The organism is Halobacillus sp. SY10, from assembly GCF_045401165.1.
Lineage (GTDB): Bacteria > Bacillota > Bacilli > Bacillales > Halobacillaceae > Halobacillus > Halobacillus aidingensis.
In genome coordinates this window covers 3,391,931-3,406,598 of record NZ_CP174345.1, presented here as the reverse complement: position 1 = coordinate 3,406,598, position 14,668 = coordinate 3,391,931, and the positions used below count along the sequence as shown (strand labels likewise).

The 14,668-nt window shown below is 42.9% G+C and carries 12 protein-coding genes; 8 read left to right on the top strand and 4 right to left on the bottom strand.

All coding sequences use genetic code 11. The annotated features are described in order from the left end of the window. Positions 1 to 8 precede the first annotated feature (8 nt). The 4 genes from ACJA3J_RS17425 to ACJA3J_RS17410 all read left to right on the top strand — a co-directional run bounded on the left by ACJA3J_RS17425 (position 9) and on the right by ACJA3J_RS17410 (position 3,873). On the top strand, positions 9 to 374 hold the full coding sequence (locus ACJA3J_RS17425; protein ID WP_406944737.1) for a hypothetical protein: 366 nt from the start codon (positions 9 to 11) through the stop codon (positions 372 to 374). After that, positions 353 to 616 (top strand): cory-CC-star protein, encoded by a 264-nt coding sequence (locus ACJA3J_RS17420; protein WP_089651275.1) that lies wholly within the window; start codon positions 353 to 355, stop codon positions 614 to 616. The genes ACJA3J_RS17425 and ACJA3J_RS17420 overlap by 22 nt, the downstream gene beginning before the upstream one ends. A gap of 13 nt (positions 617 to 629) precedes the next feature. Then, complete coding sequence (locus ACJA3J_RS17415; RefSeq protein WP_406944736.1) at positions 630 to 1,577, top strand: ArsA family ATPase; 948 nt, start codon at positions 630 to 632, stop codon at positions 1,575 to 1,577. 220 nt (positions 1,578 to 1,797) lie between these two features. Then, a complete protein-coding gene (locus tag ACJA3J_RS17410) occupies positions 1,798 to 3,873 on the top strand; it encodes an LTA synthase family protein (protein WP_406944735.1) in 2,076 nt (691 codons plus the stop codon). Between the two features lie 14 nt (positions 3,874 to 3,887). On the opposite strand, the gene ACJA3J_RS17405 is transcribed toward ACJA3J_RS17410, so the two are convergent. Then, positions 3,888 to 5,258: an MATE family efflux transporter gene (locus tag ACJA3J_RS17405; RefSeq protein WP_406944734.1), complete on the bottom strand. Its 1,371-nt coding sequence runs from the start codon at positions 5,256 to 5,258 to the stop codon at positions 3,888 to 3,890. Between the two features lie 16 nt (positions 5,259 to 5,274). Continuing rightward, on the bottom strand, positions 5,275 to 7,011 hold the full coding sequence (locus tag ACJA3J_RS17400; protein WP_406944733.1) for a glycoside hydrolase family 13 protein: 1,737 nt from the start codon (positions 7,009 to 7,011) through the stop codon (positions 5,275 to 5,277). A 262-nt stretch (positions 7,012 to 7,273) separates the two neighbouring features. Between ACJA3J_RS17400 and ACJA3J_RS17395 the strand changes: the two genes are divergently transcribed. From ACJA3J_RS17395 to ACJA3J_RS17380, 4 genes are all read left to right on the top strand, one after another. Continuing rightward, positions 7,274 to 8,575, top strand: a complete 1,302-nt coding sequence (locus ACJA3J_RS17395) for an extracellular solute-binding protein (protein ID WP_406944732.1) — start codon at positions 7,274 to 7,276, stop codon at positions 8,573 to 8,575. A gap of 90 nt (positions 8,576 to 8,665) precedes the next feature. Then, positions 8,666 to 10,015, top strand: coding sequence for a carbohydrate ABC transporter permease (locus ACJA3J_RS17390; RefSeq protein ID WP_406944731.1), 1,350 nt, complete (start codon positions 8,666 to 8,668; stop codon positions 10,013 to 10,015). Position 10,016: 1 nt separating this feature from the next. Next, positions 10,017 to 10,856, top strand: a complete 840-nt coding sequence (locus ACJA3J_RS17385) for a sugar ABC transporter permease (protein WP_406944730.1) — start codon at positions 10,017 to 10,019, stop codon at positions 10,854 to 10,856. Positions 10,857 to 10,980: 124 nt separating this feature from the next. Then, positions 10,981 to 12,018, top strand: a complete 1,038-nt coding sequence (locus ACJA3J_RS17380; protein ID WP_406944729.1) for a LacI family DNA-binding transcriptional regulator — start codon at positions 10,981 to 10,983, stop codon at positions 12,016 to 12,018. Positions 12,019 to 12,231: 213 nt separating this feature from the next. On the opposite strand, the gene ACJA3J_RS17375 is transcribed toward ACJA3J_RS17380, so the two are convergent. Both ACJA3J_RS17375 and ACJA3J_RS17370 read right to left on the bottom strand, forming a co-directional pair. Continuing rightward, positions 12,232 to 13,602 (bottom strand): ABC transporter permease, encoded by a 1,371-nt coding sequence (locus ACJA3J_RS17375; RefSeq protein WP_406944728.1) that lies wholly within the window; start codon positions 13,600 to 13,602, stop codon positions 12,232 to 12,234. Then, the gene (locus ACJA3J_RS17370; RefSeq protein ID WP_406944727.1) at positions 13,599 to 14,297 is read right to left on the bottom strand and encodes an ABC transporter ATP-binding protein; all 699 of its coding nucleotides are present in this window, start codon (positions 14,295 to 14,297) and stop codon (positions 13,599 to 13,601) included. The genes ACJA3J_RS17375 and ACJA3J_RS17370 overlap by 4 nt, the downstream gene beginning before the upstream one ends. Between the last annotated feature and the right edge of the window lie 371 nt (positions 14,298 to 14,668).

Below are 14,668 nucleotides of genomic sequence, written 5' to 3'. Positions count from 1 at the left end.
TCGACACCATGAAAGAAATCATGATCATTCGCCCTGAGAAAGAAATTGGCATGGGATGCTGTGGAGGAATATGCAGCGATGACGATGGCTTCATTAACATGAAAGAAGAGTTTAAGCACCACGACCAGGACCGTGAGAAACTAGGTGAGTGGTACAGAGATAATGAGGGGGAAGGGGTCCAGGTGGATTATGTAGATCCGCGAAATCTCGTGGCCATTCTCCTTTATTTTATCAAGCACCTAAAGAGAGGAAATATATCCATTGGAAATGCATTTCGATCGGTTCTCTTTCGAATGCGTTACAATAGCATGTTCATTAATGGTAGATGGATAGAAAATAAGGAGGGAGAGGCATGGAGAAGAAGTTTTCGTTAAAGCGGTTATTTGAGTTTTATGATGAAGTGTTAAGCCTCCCTCACAAACAGGAGATTGCCAGGGAGCTGAGGGATGAGGACGACCTCTTTTTACTTCTTGTGTATTCAGATATGTTAGGGATACCGAATCCGGCTTTTTATTATACGTTAGAGTTATACCCGCACATCATTGAAAAGTTCCACGATTGGCACTTGCGGATGGGGATGGAAAAGTCTCCACTCGATGGCATTCGTTGTTGTTAGAGGAGGAAGTAGCATGGAAGGTTTGCATAAGAATAAAGTTATTTTCGTGGGTGGAAAAGGAGGAGTAGGGAAGTCAACATCCTCCGCTGCACTTGCTGTTGCGTTTGCGAAAGAGGGGCATCGAACCCTTGTCGTATCTACAGATCCTGCCCATAACCTTGGAGATATTTTTCATGAAAAAGTCAATCATGAGAAGACGGCACTGATGGAGAATCTCTGGGGGATTGAAATCGATCCCTTTCATGAATCTAAGCGGTACATTGCAGGTGTGAAAGATAATTTGGAAGGCCTTGTGAAATCGAAAATGGTCGAAGAGGTTCATAGGCAGATCGATATGGCGAGTGCTTCTCCGGGTGCGGATGAAGCCGCCTTATTCGACCGTCTCATCTCGATTATTCTGGAAGAATCCGAGCACTTTGACAAAATCGTGTTTGATACGGCACCGACAGGACACACGATTCGCCTACTGACGTTGCCGGAACTAATGAGTGTTTGGATTGACGGAATGCTCGAACGTAGGAAGAAAATCAATGACAATTACACACAGCTGTTGAATGACGGCGATCCTGTCGACGATCCGATTTACGATGTGTTGCAGCGTAGGAAAGAGAAGTTTGCTGCAGTAAGGAAAGTGATTCTTGATCCTGTTCAGACTGGGTTTGTATTTGTTTTAATACCAGAGCGCCTTCCCATACTTGAAACAAAACAGGCGATTCGTAAATTGCAACAGCATGACTTGATTGTGAAGACCCTCATTGTTAATAAAGTGTTGCCTGATCATGCAGACGGCACGTTTCTAGAAAAAAGAAGAAAGCAGGAGAAGGTTTATTTAAACGAAATCGATCAAACTTTTTCTAGCCAGCAATTACTTAAAGTCCCTTTATATGAAGAAGACGTTTCAAATATGGAGAAGTTAAACACGTTTTCGGAAGAGTTATTAAAGTCTTTTATACATTCATAGAAACCAGGGAGGCCTCGCTCTCTGGTTTTTTCACTGGAATAAAAAGGTGTACCAGGTCATCCATAAATTGGATGACCTGGTACACCTTTTTAGTTTTGGTCAGTTTGTTGAGTTCTGTGTTCGGATATATGAGTAGTGTTTAAAATTTACATAAACTTTACAATAATATACAATAGGTTAATAATTGTAATATTTTTGATAAATAATTGGAGGTCTTTTAATGGTTAGTCATTTTTCTAAAGGAATTCCGATTTTATTGATTAGTTTTATATTTTATTCCAGTTTATATGGTTTGGTTGGTGGGGTAGTTTCAGGTAATTTCAATGCCGTCATTGACTGGGCCCAAATCCATACCGGGGCTCTATCTATGTTGGTCCTGCTCTTAACATTGGCGACTTGGACTGGGGTGGTGTATTACCTACATAAAAAAGAATGGATGCAAGTTCTCTATGAATCTAAAATTTATAAGATATTCACTTCTCTTATCATGAGTGTTTATGTAGGGTTGGTCAGTGCCTTTCTTTTTATTGCTTATCATCTCGGTATCGATCAAATCGGAAAGACTACCGAGTGGTTTCAACAGTACCCCGATAGATTTCTGTTCACTGCTTTCCTGCTTAGCCTGATCACTTTTGCTTTTATTCTCTTAATTGGGGAAGCTTATATCGCTTCTACTTTATCTCTCATTGTATTTTATTTAGTGGCTTTGGCTAACTATTATAAAAAAGAATTTAGGAATGAACCCCTGTTTCCATATGATTTTGTTCAAATCGGACAACTGACTGAAGTTCTTCCGATGATTTCAGGGGCCTTTTCGCTGCCCATCATACTTGTTCTCACCGCTTCTCTTATCCTTGCAAGTGCCGTTTGGTGGAAGATTCCGAAATTCAAGTTAGGTTGGAAGACCAGGGTAGTTTTAGTGGTTCCCATTGTTTATCTCGTCTTTTCCTTTTTCAATTATGAAGGACGTTTTACGGCTTCCTACTATCAGGAATATGCCTCTATTATGCCTTGGAACCAGCAAAATAACTATTATTATAATGGCCCTGTCCTAGGGATGATTTCAAATTTGAAATTTGATGTGGTTGAAAAACCTGATTCATATAGTGAGCGGGCAGTGGAGGCTTCGATGGTCCAGGCAGATGAAGTGTTTGAAGAAAAACAAACAAAAGATACGGAGATCAAGCCAAATATCATCTTTTTCATGAATGAGACTTTCTGGGACCCTACGAATTTGGACGTTCAATTTTCTGAAGATCCATTACCAAATATTCGGTCACTTATGAAAGAGAACCCTTCTGGTCATTTGTTCAGTCCTTCATTTGGAGGGGAAACAGCGAATGTAGAGTTCGAGGCCCTCACAAGCTTTTCAATGAATTATATTAATCCAGGAGGAAATCCTTTTAATAATCTCTTATCTAACAAGTCTTATCCGTCCTTCGTTTCATTCTTGAATAAACATGGGTATTATACCGAAGCCATTCACCCTAATGGAGGCAATTTGTATAGGCGTGACAATGTTTACCCTAATTTAGGGTTTAACACATCCAAATTCATTGAGGACATGACTTACACAGCTAAAGATAATAAGCAGTTTGTTTCGGATGAATCTGTAGCAAAGGAATTGTTAGACACGATAGAAAATGAGGAGGACCCTTCTTTCATCCATGCGGTGACGATTGCCAATCATCTCCCTTATGATGCAGATAAATATGAGGGAGGCAGCTCGATTTCTGTTCAAGGAGAGGGACTTTCCGATGAGTCTAAAACTCGACTGGAAGTTTATGCAGAAGGGATTAAACGTTCTGACCAAACTTTCCAGTGGCTCTATGAGAAAATCCAAGCTCTTGATGAACCGACCGTAATTGTATTTTTCGGTGATCATCTTCCATCACTTGGTGCAAACTTGCAAGCCTATAAAGAAACGGGATATGGAGATGAGCAAGATCAGCAAACCAATCCTGATTTCTATCAAACTCCCTTATTGTTCTTATCAAACTATGAAGCGGATATTAATGAAGATGTTGGTGTTATGAGTCCTATATATCTAGGGTCATTCTTATCTAATGAGCTGGGTCTAAAAACACATCCTTTTTATGATTTTATGCAAGATATGAAAGGAGAAATTCCTGCCTTTAGAAACCAGATTTTCCTTAAAAGTAATGAGGACTCTGTAAAATCGGAGGAAGAATTATCTCCATCTGCTCAAGAGTATCTGGAAGATTATCATCACTTCCAATATGACGTATTAACAGGTAATCAACATGTGATTGACCAGCTGTATCAAATTGAATAGAATAAAGCGCCCAGTCAGCTTGTATTCGCATGACTGTGCGCTTTTTCATTTTGAGTGACAAAAGATTTCTTCAGCCATATTCTCGATTTCCATCTTCGCAGCATAAGGACACCACGCAGCCATTCATCCACGATGAAGCCGATCCAGATGCCGATCAGTCCATAAGCAAAATGAAGACCGAATATCCAGGCGATGGTCACCTGAACTCCCCACATCGATAGGATTCCGACAATGACTGGGAAACGCACGTCGCCGGCGGCTCTTAGCGAATTGATGACTACGAGGTTGAAGGCACGCCCCGGCTCCAGTAGAACCGTCAACAGTAATAAGGTTCCTCCCGTGGCTAAAATGGTTTGATCATCAGTAAAGAGTCCCAGCAAAAAGTCGCTGGAAAAATAGAAAACAACGGCAACGGATAAAGAGATAACAATGGCTAACTGTAAGCTCCGAATACATTGCCGGTAAGCTTTCTCCGTTTCTTTTGCGCCTATATGATGACCGATCAATATTTGCGTACCTTGCCCAATGGCGATGGAGCATAGAAAAATGAACATCATCAGGTTTTGGGCATAGACTTTCGTCGTAATCGCTGTTGCTCCCATTTGAGCTACGAAATAGGTGATGGCCATCTGACTCGCATTGTAGGAAAGCTGCTCTCCGGCAGACGGGACACCGATATGGAGTAGATTTTTAATGTGCTCTTTTTCATAGTGGTAAAAAGAGCGCCAGGGCAGATCCCCGGACACACGTTTGATGAGCAATAATAGGAGAATGAAAAAGCCGAAAGCTCTCGAAATTGCTGTCACATAAGCGACACCTTCAACTCCAAAGACGGGAAAACCGAACGGACCGAAAATAACAAAGTAGTTGCCGATGACGTTCAGAATGTTCATGCCGATCGTGACATACATGGGATCTTTCGTGTGCCCATAGCTTCTTAAAAGCGCTCCGATCGTCATCAGCATCGCCTGGACAAAAATCAGTCCGCCGACAATGTTCATATAGTCCGTGGCGTCTCGCATGAGAGAAACCGGCAAATCCATGACATTCAGGATTTGTTCGCTGAACACAAAGAGCCCGAAGCTAAGAAGGAGCGAAAACCATAAGTTGACACTGAGTGATGTGACGGATATGCTTCCTGCCTCTTTCTTTTGTTCAGCCCCGAGGTTTTGTGCGACTAAAATCGCTGCCCCCGTCGCAACGAATCCGAACATGACGATGACAACGGAAAGGATTTGATTGGAAACTCCGACGGCCGCAACGGCATCGTCGGAGTACTGACTGAGCATGAGTGTATCGGCGTTACCCATCAACATGTGAAGCAGAACTTCAATGAAAATCGGCCATGTGAGGGCGAACAACGTTAGTTTTTTAGCTTGAGTCATGGAAAGACTCCTCTACTTACTTTTTCTCCAAAATTAAATATCCTGATGGACTTACGGTAGCTTTTTCCCCTTTTACCGTAGAGTTTTGATCACCATCCACTATTTTCGATGGTGAAGCATCTTCAATAGAAATGGAATCGGATGTAAGGTTGATCAAGAATAGCAGGGACTGCTCGTCTGACTTTTTCTCATAGGCAAGGACCTGCTCCCCGTAATCGGCGAATGAGAATCGGCCTTGATTTCCAAACGCTGGCTCTGATTTACGAAGGCTGATCAGCTTTTGTATAAAGGAAAACAATTCCTGATCTTGTTTTTCTTCCTCCCAAACCATACATTTTCGGCAGCCGGGATCTCCCCCGCCTGTCATGCCGATTTCATCTCCGTAATAAATACAAGGGGTCCCTTCATAAGAAAGCTGGAAAAGGTACATCAATTTGGCGGCACGTTTATCTCCATCCGCATAGGTCAGAACTCTCGGAGTATCGTGGCTGTCCAGGAGGTTGAACGCGACTTCATTGACTGATACAGGATACATATGCTGCACATGGGACAACTGATTCTTGAATTGTTCCAGTGATATATTTTTCTTAGCAAAAAAGTCGATGACCGCATTTGTGAACGGGTAATTCATCACAGCATCGAATTGGTCGCCCTGGAGCCATGGCATCGAGTCATGCCAAATTTCACCGAGGATATAGGCATCCGCCTTTGTTTCTTTAACGGTTTGGCGGAACTCTCTCCAGAAGGCATGATCCACTTCATTCGCTACATCCAGACGCCATCCGTCGATATCAAACTCTTCGATCCAATAGCGTGCGACTTTCAGAAGATAATTTTTGACCTCAGGGTTCTCTGTATTGAGCTTTGGCATGCTGGACACATAAGCGAAAGCATCGTAGTTCGGGACAGGCTCTGTGACGACTTTGTTTTCTCTTAAATGGAACCAGTCTGCATATTCAGAATCGATTCCATTTTTCAATACATCCTGAAAAGGTTCGAAGTAGTAACCGCTATGATTAAAAACGGCATCCAACATGACCCGAATGCCACGTTTATGACATTCTTTCACGAGCTTGCGGAAGGTTTCTTTATCACCGAATTGTGGATCGATTTCCATATAGTCGATTGTGTCATATTTATGGTTGGAATGAGCCTTAAAAATCGGCGTGAAGTAGATGCCGCTAATCCCCAACTTTTCTAAGTGATCGAGGTGGTTGATCACCCCTTGAAAGTCACCTCCAAAAAAGTTGGTTGGTGTTGGTTCTTTACTACCCCATGGTAAAGTCCCTTCAGGATCAAGGGATGAATCTCCATTGGCAAACCGTTCAGGGAAAATTTGATACCATACCGTATCCTTCACCCACTCCGGCGCCTGAAAAACATCGATGCTGTTCAGGAACGGGAAGCAGAAGTGGTAGGCCGTATCATCTAATGGCACCTCATCATAAAATCCTTTTTCGGTGAAAACCGTTTGTTCTTCTCCATCCTGCAGTAAAAAGGAGTATCGCAGTCTGCGGAAGGGGGGCTCTAAGGTTGCAAACCAATAGTCGAAAAGTTCGTCAGAGCCGGATTTTCGCATTGGGTTTTGTTCCGTCTGCCAATGTCCATCCGCCCAGTTGTAAGGATCTCCGTGAACGATCTGTACCGCATCGATATCCTCTTTTTTGGTTCGTAAACGAATATGAATGGTCTTCTCATCATACGCGTAAGCATAGTTATTCTTCGGTCTGTGATACACGGCTTCTTTTAACATCAATAGTCATCCTTTCTGAACAATCGTTTGCACATCATTATACGTATCTACTAAATAAAACTATAGAATATAGAAAGGGAAGTCAATGATAATGTGAAAGCGGTAACGTACTGTTATAGATAGTGAAACATAATTTTAATATTTTATAAGAAAACGCTTGCAAATCTATTTTTAGTTTGTATAATTAGAATCAAGATGTGTGCAATCGGTTTCACTGGATTGCGTTACATATCCATTAGGAAACTATTAGGGGGAGTTAAGTATGAAAAAGTGGTTGAGCTTATTGTTTATCGCTTTTCTTACGGTTGCGATGCTGGCTGCGTGTGCACCGGATCGTGAAGAGGAAGCGAGTGGAGGAGATTCTGGTAGTGATGATACATCTTCTGAATCCTCAGAAGACGGCATGCCTGAAAAACCTGAAAAGCTGGTCGTTTGGGAAGATAAAGAAAAAGGTGTCGGCCTTGAGCCTGCGATTGCTAGTTTCGAAGAGGAACATGGCATTGAAGTAGAATTCAAAGAGTTGGATATGGCGACGAAAATGGGAGAACAGCTTCGTCTGGACGGACCGGCTGGGACAGGCCCTGACGTTTTAACACTGCCACATGACCAAATCGGTCAGTTCGCCATTGAAGGTCTGCTTTCTCCAATTGAAGTGGACGGCTCTGTGACAGATCTTTATACAGAAGCTTCCATCCAGGCACAAACATACGATGGAAACCTTTACGGGCTTCCAAAGTCTACCGAAACTCCGGTTTTCATTTATAACAAAGAACATATGACAGAAGTACCTGAAAACTTCGATGAACTGTTTGAGTTCACCAAAGAGTTCAATAATGGTGATCAATACGGCTTTTTGGCCCTATGGGATAACTTCTACTTCGGAAACTCCATCATGACTGGTTACGGTGGGTATGTATTCGGTGAAGAAGGTGGAGCATTGAATCCACAAGACCTTGGTTTGAGTAATGAAGGTGCTGTTGAAGGTGCCCAGTACATCCAGAAATGGTATGAGGAAGTATTCCCATCCGGAATCATCGGTGAAAGCGGCGGATCAGCGAAAGACGGCCTTTTCCAAGAAGGTAATGTTGCTGCAATGATGGACGGACCATGGGCATATCAGGCATTGAACGAAGCGGGTATTGATTATGGTGTTGCGCCACTTCCGAAGCTTCCAAATGGTGAATTTCCACAAACATTCGTTGGTGTGAAAGGCTGGCATTTGTCTTCTGCTTCTGAAAATAAAGAGTGGGCGACAGAGTTGATCAAGTGGATCACGAACGAAGAAAACGCAAAAATCCGTTATGAAGAAACTAATGAAATTCCTCCAGTGAAAACATTGATTGAAGATCCAATTATTGCGGATAACGAAAAAGCACGTGCAGTAGCTGTTCAATCTGAGCGTGCGGTTCCAATGCCGAACATCCCTGAAATGGGAGAAGTTTGGGAGCCGATGGCACAGGCCTTGCAAGTTGTCGCAACTGGTAAGTCTGAGCCTGAAGACGCACTGAATGAAGCACAAAGTACGATTGAACAACAAATTGAATCCAATCACGGAGGCAATTAATTATCGGGCAGAGCCGAACCCGTCTGTCGGGTCGGCTCTGTTTTTTAAAAAAAAGGGTTACGTGTTGGATAGAAAGAAAGGAGATTGAACATGGGGGAACGTCAACAGAAGATAAACGATGAGGAACAAAAGAAGCGCCAGCCAAAGCATCAAAAGAAGAAAAAGACGCAAACAACGACGAACCACCGAAAGATTGCTTTAGGGCTGTCGACCCTACCTGGATTTGGCCAATTCTATAATAAACAGATTTTTAAAGGTTCTGCTTTTCTCATTTTAATGGCCTCTTTTTTCATTGCCTTTTCCGACTTGCTTCAATTCGGATTTTGGGGTCTTGTTACGCTTGGAACCGATCCCAATTATGATCATTCCATCGTTCTGCTTGTAGAAGGAATCTTGACGTTGATCGTTACGATACTAGGATTAGGTGTTTATGCGTTCAATTTAAGAGATGCTTTTAAAGTGGGAAAACAAAGAGACCTTAACGAAGCACCCAACTCGATCAGACAGCAGTATCAAAACCTCGTAGGCAGTGGGTTTCCTTACTTAATGATGACACCAGGGTTTTTACTGCTTGTGTTTGTGGTTATTTTTCCAATTTTATTTGTCATCCTGCTATCTTTTACAAACTATGATTTATACCATTCCCCACCAGCCAATCTAGTGGATTGGGTAGGTTTCCAAAACTTCATTGATATCTTTAATATCCCTATTTGGAGAGAAACCTTCTTCAGTGTCCTTGCCTGGACGGTTATTTGGACGTTCGGGGCGACAACGTTACAGATTGCTTTGGGAATTTTCCTTGCTGTATTGATGAACCAGAAAGGGATCATATTCCAAAAGACGATCCGTACCATTTTCATTTTGCCTTGGGCCGTTCCTGCATTCGTATCGATTCTTGTTTTTGCAGGCATGTTCAATGAAACGTTCGGTACCATTAACCGGGATATCCTGGCTGTCTTTGGTCTTGGCGATATCCCATGGCTGACGAACCCGACATACACGAAAATCGCGTTAATCATGATTCAGACGTGGCTTGGATTCCCATTCATTTTTGCTATGGTTACGGGTGTTTTGCAGTCCATTCCGAATGAACTGTATGAAGCAGCAGATGTCGATGGTGCTTCCATTTTTCAGAAATTCAGAAGCATTACGCTGCCGCTCGTTTTGTATGCGACAGCACCAATTATGATTACCCAGTATACGTTCAACTTCAACAACTTTAATGTTATTTTCCTCTTCAATGGAGGAGGTCCGGCTGTTCCTGAACAGAATGCAGGGGGAACAGATATCTTAATATCCTGGATCTACAACTTGACGATGACATCTGCCCAATACGGAAAGGCGGCAGCGATCACGATGATCCTTTCCTTAATCGTCATTACCGTGGCCTTGTGGCAGTTCAGAAGAACGAAATCATTCCAAGAAGAGGATATGATGTAATATGAAAAATAAACACCGTGTACTACAGCTGACGTTTTCGTACATTGTGATTTTGGCTATGATCGCGATTATCCTATACCCGATTCTATGGATTGTCGGATCTTCTTTTAACCCGGGGAACAGCTTATCAGGCTCCTCAATCATCCCTAAAGACGCAACATTGAAACACTATAAAGAGTTGTTCAATCCAGCACAGAGCGACTATCTGATCTGGTATTGGAATACGATTAAAATTTGTGTTCTGACGATGCTGCTTTCTGTTGCGCTCGTGTGTATGACCGCCTATTCTTTCTCAAGGTTCCGTTTTGTCGGTCGTAAAAATGGTTTGATGACCTTTTTGATTCTGCAGATGATTCCAAACTTCGCTGCTTTGATTGCGATCTATGCGCTGGCGAACTTAACGGGTTTGCTTGATACCCACCTTGCCTTGATCCTTGTTTACACAGGTGGAGCGATTCCGATGAACACGTACTTGATGAAAGGTTACTTGGATACCATCCCGAAAGAGTTGGACGAATCCGCTCGTATGGACGGTGCAGGGAACTTGCGTATTTTCTGGCAGATCGTTATGCCGCTTGCGAAACCGATGATTGCGGTCATTTGCCTGTTTACTTTTATTACCCCGTTCACAGACTTTATCCTGGCTCGTATCTTGCTACGTTCGGAAGATAAATTCACACTTGCGGTAGGACTTTATGAAATGATTGCCGATCAGTTCGGAAATGAGTTCACATTGTTCGCTGCGGGTTCTGTATTAATTGCAGTTCCTATCTCTTTGCTTTTCTTGTCACTGCAGAAATATTTCGTTTCTGGATTGACAGCAGGGGGGACGAAGGGATAACCTTGAAAACATATGTATGGAAGGAGAAGCGGAGCAGCCCTCCGGTTCTCCTTTTTTAATAAAGATAAGATGAAAGCGTCCTCATGATATAATGGACATAGTATGCAAATAGAAGGTGAAAGTTATGGCGGTAACCATTAAAGAAGTGGCCAAAGCGGCAGGGGTAGCTCCTTCAACCGTGTCCCGTGTCATTGCAGATCATCCTAGAATCAGCCCAGCCACGAAAAAACGAGTAAAAAAAGCCATGAAAGAGATGGGATATCATCCGAATGCCAATGCAAGGAACCTGGCGAACCGGTCGACGCAATCGCTCGGTGTCGTCATGCCTTCCAGTGCAGACAAAGCCCTCCAAAACCCGTTCTTCCCAGAGGTTTTGCGTGGAATCAGTGCGGTCGCTCATGAGCTTGATTACTCGATGCTCTTATGTACAGGAGAGACAGATGAAGAAATGCTTGAGGCCGTCAAGCGCATGGTGTTCAGTAATCGAACAGATGGCATCATCCTTCTTTATTCACAGGTGGATGATCCGATTATGGAATTTTTGCTGGAACAGAATTTTCCTTTTGTTATCGTCGGTAAACCGGCGACACGTGTCGATGAAATCACGCATGTGGATAACGATAATATCCGGGCCGGCAAAGAAATTACCAATCACCTGATTGATATTGGACACGAATGTATTGCATTCATCGGTGGTTCCGAAGACCGCATTGTAACCATTGATCGTATGCGCGGATATGAGCTGGCTCTTGAAGAGGCTGGATTGCCGTACTTGGATGAGTACCGGATTCATACAGAGTTCTTGAAGTCCGGAGGTCGTCAGGCGGTTCATGAGTTGTTTGCCCTTCCTAAACCACCGACAGGCATTGTAATTGCCGATGATCTGATGAGTATTGGTGTTGTGAACATGCTTGAAGAATTCGGGAAGCGCGTGCCTGACGATATCTCGATTGTCAGTTTCAACAATGTATATTTATCAGAAATTACACGTCCTCCATTGACGACCATCGATATCCATATTCATGGACTTGGCAGTCAGGCGGCCAAATGTCTGATCGAAAAAGTGAAAAACAAAGAGGAACCCGCGAAACGGATCATCGTCCCCTTCGATATCAAATATCGCTCCTCGACAAAAGAAATCAAACCACAGCTCGAAGGCTAACCTTCCAGCTGTGGTTTTTTTGTTTTGTGGAAAGTGAAAAGGTGTAATGTGCTGTAATAAAATGTAAGACCTGGTCATCCGAAATCTGTATGACCAGGTCTTACATAATTTTACATGTGACTGAGAGTCACATACTTAACCAATTAATAACAGACCAGGTCATCCTATATTTGGATGACCTGGTCTTGCAGTAGTTGAATGCTGCATCCGTTATTAAACATCTCTTCTTAAAGCTCTTAGTACATCGATCCGTGTCGCTTTTTTGGCTGGTTTGAGTCCTGAAAGCATCGCTACTCCGATACTAAGTGCTACACAAATCAAAGCTAAATAGGGTGGGATATAGGACAACTGAATGGCTTCCTCTAATGTTTGATCAAAGACTTGCTGAATGACAATAGGAAGCAGCATATTAATTCCTACACTTACCAGATAAGCAACGACCACTCCGACAAATGCACCCATCAATCCAATATAGCCACTTTCCATTAAGAAGATGCTGCGAATCATCTTAGGGTGTCCTCCAATTGCTTTCATGATGCCGATATCCTGAGTCCGTTCCGTGACCGCCATGGACATTGTATTGTAAATGCCAATTGAAGCAATCAATAATGCAATGGTTCCAACGATAATCAATCCAGTTTTAACGACAGCAAAGACAATGTTGATCTGATCAAGCTCTTCTGTCACGGAATAAATATGGTAGCCTTCATCTTTTAAATGCCGGGAAAGGTTCTCCACCTGTTCCATGTTCCCGGCAATTACTTGGACGTCGTTATACACGCGTTCCTGACTCTCAGATTGTAAGGTTGCAACCTCATCTTCTTTCATATCCGGGTGGATGGTAGCGCCATATGCCGTTCCTGTAAAAGCTTCCACCTCTGCCAGTACAGCATCTGATATGAACACATCATTACTCACCTGCCAGTCTCTTGCAGGTTCTTCCATAATTCCTACCACTTCCACAGGGAAAGTTTCGGTCACCCATTCCTTGTTTTTGTACTGCTCCACTTCAATTTTTATCGTTTTATTCAATAACCCCTCATTCATTTGGTACTCATCTTTTACAAGACCATTTTGATCAAAAATTTGCTCCCCTGCTTCTTCGTCCTTTTCTTTATATAAAAGTTGATGGAGGTGGTAGCCGATTAAGGCCTCATTTTCTTCCTGAGGCATTCGACCTGATGATAAGTTCAACCCTGCTTGTTCTTCTGCCTGAAAATCTACAACGCTAACTGTTGATCCGCCTGAATAGTTATCGTAGAGAATATCCGCTTCCGTCCGCAGCTGAAGTTTGTGAGAAACAGCTTTGACGTTTTCCATCGATTGAAACGTTTCAATGTCGGCCTTGGTAATTTCAGGGCTTTCTCCTTCTTCCATCGACTGCTTCCCATAAACCGATACTTCCGTAATCGCGCGGTCCTGCATGATGTCATTGACGATAAACCTTTGGGCGCCAAAACCGACGGACGCAAGGACAATAAGAAAAGCACAACCGATCGATGTAGCTAGGATCGTCATAAACACTCGGGACTTATTTTTCTTCATATTCTGCCTGATAAACTTGAACCGATCTTTCCACTTCATCGAGCTGCCACCTCTCGATCAGCTGCCAGCCGGCCATCTTCAAGACGTATGGTCCGGTCTGCCATACGTGCCACTTCCTCGTCGTGAGTAATGATAACAAACGTAATGTTTTCTTCTTTATTCAACTTTTGAATGAAATCCAACAGTTCCTTTTCTGTTTCCTGATCCAGGCTGCCTGTAGGTTCATCTGCTAGAATGATCGGCGGCTGAACGATGAGTGCTCGGGCAACGGATACACGCTGCTGCTGTCCGCCGCTTAGTTCCGAGGGGTAGTGTTCGCGAAATTCGTTCAGCCCGACTTTATCAAGCATTGCATTGACTCGTGACTCCCGCTCCTTTTCAGAGACCCCTTTCATCACTAGCGGCAGTTCAATGTTTTGGTAGGCAGTCATACTTGGAATCAACTGAAAGCTTTGGAAAATGAACCCTAAGTGATCTGAACGAAACTCCGCCCAAACAGATTCCTTATAATCTGTTACTCTTTCACCAGCTATAAAAATATCCCCTTCGGTCGGTTTAATATAGCCGCTCATTAAATTTAACAACGTCGATTTACCAGAACCGCTCCGGCCTACGATTGAAACAATTTCACCCTTCCCAACTTCGAGGTTGATATCTTTTAAAACTGAAACTTCCTGTCTATTATTCTTTTTCCCTACAAAAAACGAATGAGACAACTTCTCCACTTTAATCAATGGTCATTTCCTCCTTCATGTAAACCTTCTACATACAAGACGAAAGAAACACCTAAAACATTTCATCTTTTTTAATGGTGAAAAATGTAAGACCTGATCATCCAAGTTTTGGTGGCTGCTTATTACAATATTTAACATGTGACTGAGAGTCACATGTTTCACCCAATTCATGATGGAGTAGGTCATCCGAAATCTGGGAGGCCAGGTCTTACAATATTTAACATGTGACTGAGAGTCACATGTTTCACCCAATTCATGATGGAGTAGGTCATCCGAAATCTGGGAGACCAGGTCTTACAATATTTAACATGTGATTGAGAGTCACATGTTTTATCCAATTCATGCCGGAGTAGGTCATCCGAAATCTGGGA

Excerpts from the sequence above, each read along its gene's own strand:
- ACJA3J_RS17410 (WP_406944735.1), top strand. The coding sequence starts at position 1,798 with ATGGTTAGTCATTTTTCTAAAGGAATTCCGATTTTATTGATTAGTTTT.
- ACJA3J_RS17400 (WP_406944733.1), bottom strand. The coding sequence starts at position 7,011 with ATGTTAAAAGAAGCCGTGTATCACAGACCGAAGAATAACTATGCTTAC.
- ACJA3J_RS17425 (WP_406944737.1), top strand. The coding sequence starts at position 9 with ATGAAAGAAATCATGATCATTCGCCCTGAGAAAGAAATTGGCATGGGA.
- ACJA3J_RS17405 (WP_406944734.1), bottom strand. The coding sequence starts at position 5,258 with ATGACTCAAGCTAAAAAACTAACGTTGTTCGCCCTCACATGGCCGATT.
- ACJA3J_RS17380 (WP_406944729.1), top strand. The coding sequence starts at position 10,981 with ATGGCGGTAACCATTAAAGAAGTGGCCAAAGCGGCAGGGGTAGCTCCT.
- ACJA3J_RS17375 (WP_406944728.1), bottom strand. The coding sequence starts at position 13,602 with ATGAAGTGGAAAGATCGGTTCAAGTTTATCAGGCAGAATATGAAGAAA.
- ACJA3J_RS17395 (WP_406944732.1), top strand. The coding sequence starts at position 7,274 with ATGAAAAAGTGGTTGAGCTTATTGTTTATCGCTTTTCTTACGGTTGCG.
- ACJA3J_RS17415 (WP_406944736.1), top strand. The coding sequence starts at position 630 with ATGGAAGGTTTGCATAAGAATAAAGTTATTTTCGTGGGTGGAAAAGGA.
- ACJA3J_RS17385 (WP_406944730.1), top strand. The coding sequence starts at position 10,017 with ATGAAAAATAAACACCGTGTACTACAGCTGACGTTTTCGTACATTGTG.
- ACJA3J_RS17420 (WP_089651275.1), top strand. The coding sequence starts at position 353 with ATGGAGAAGAAGTTTTCGTTAAAGCGGTTATTTGAGTTTTATGATGAA.
- ACJA3J_RS17390 (WP_406944731.1), top strand. The coding sequence starts at position 8,666 with ATGGGGGAACGTCAACAGAAGATAAACGATGAGGAACAAAAGAAGCGC.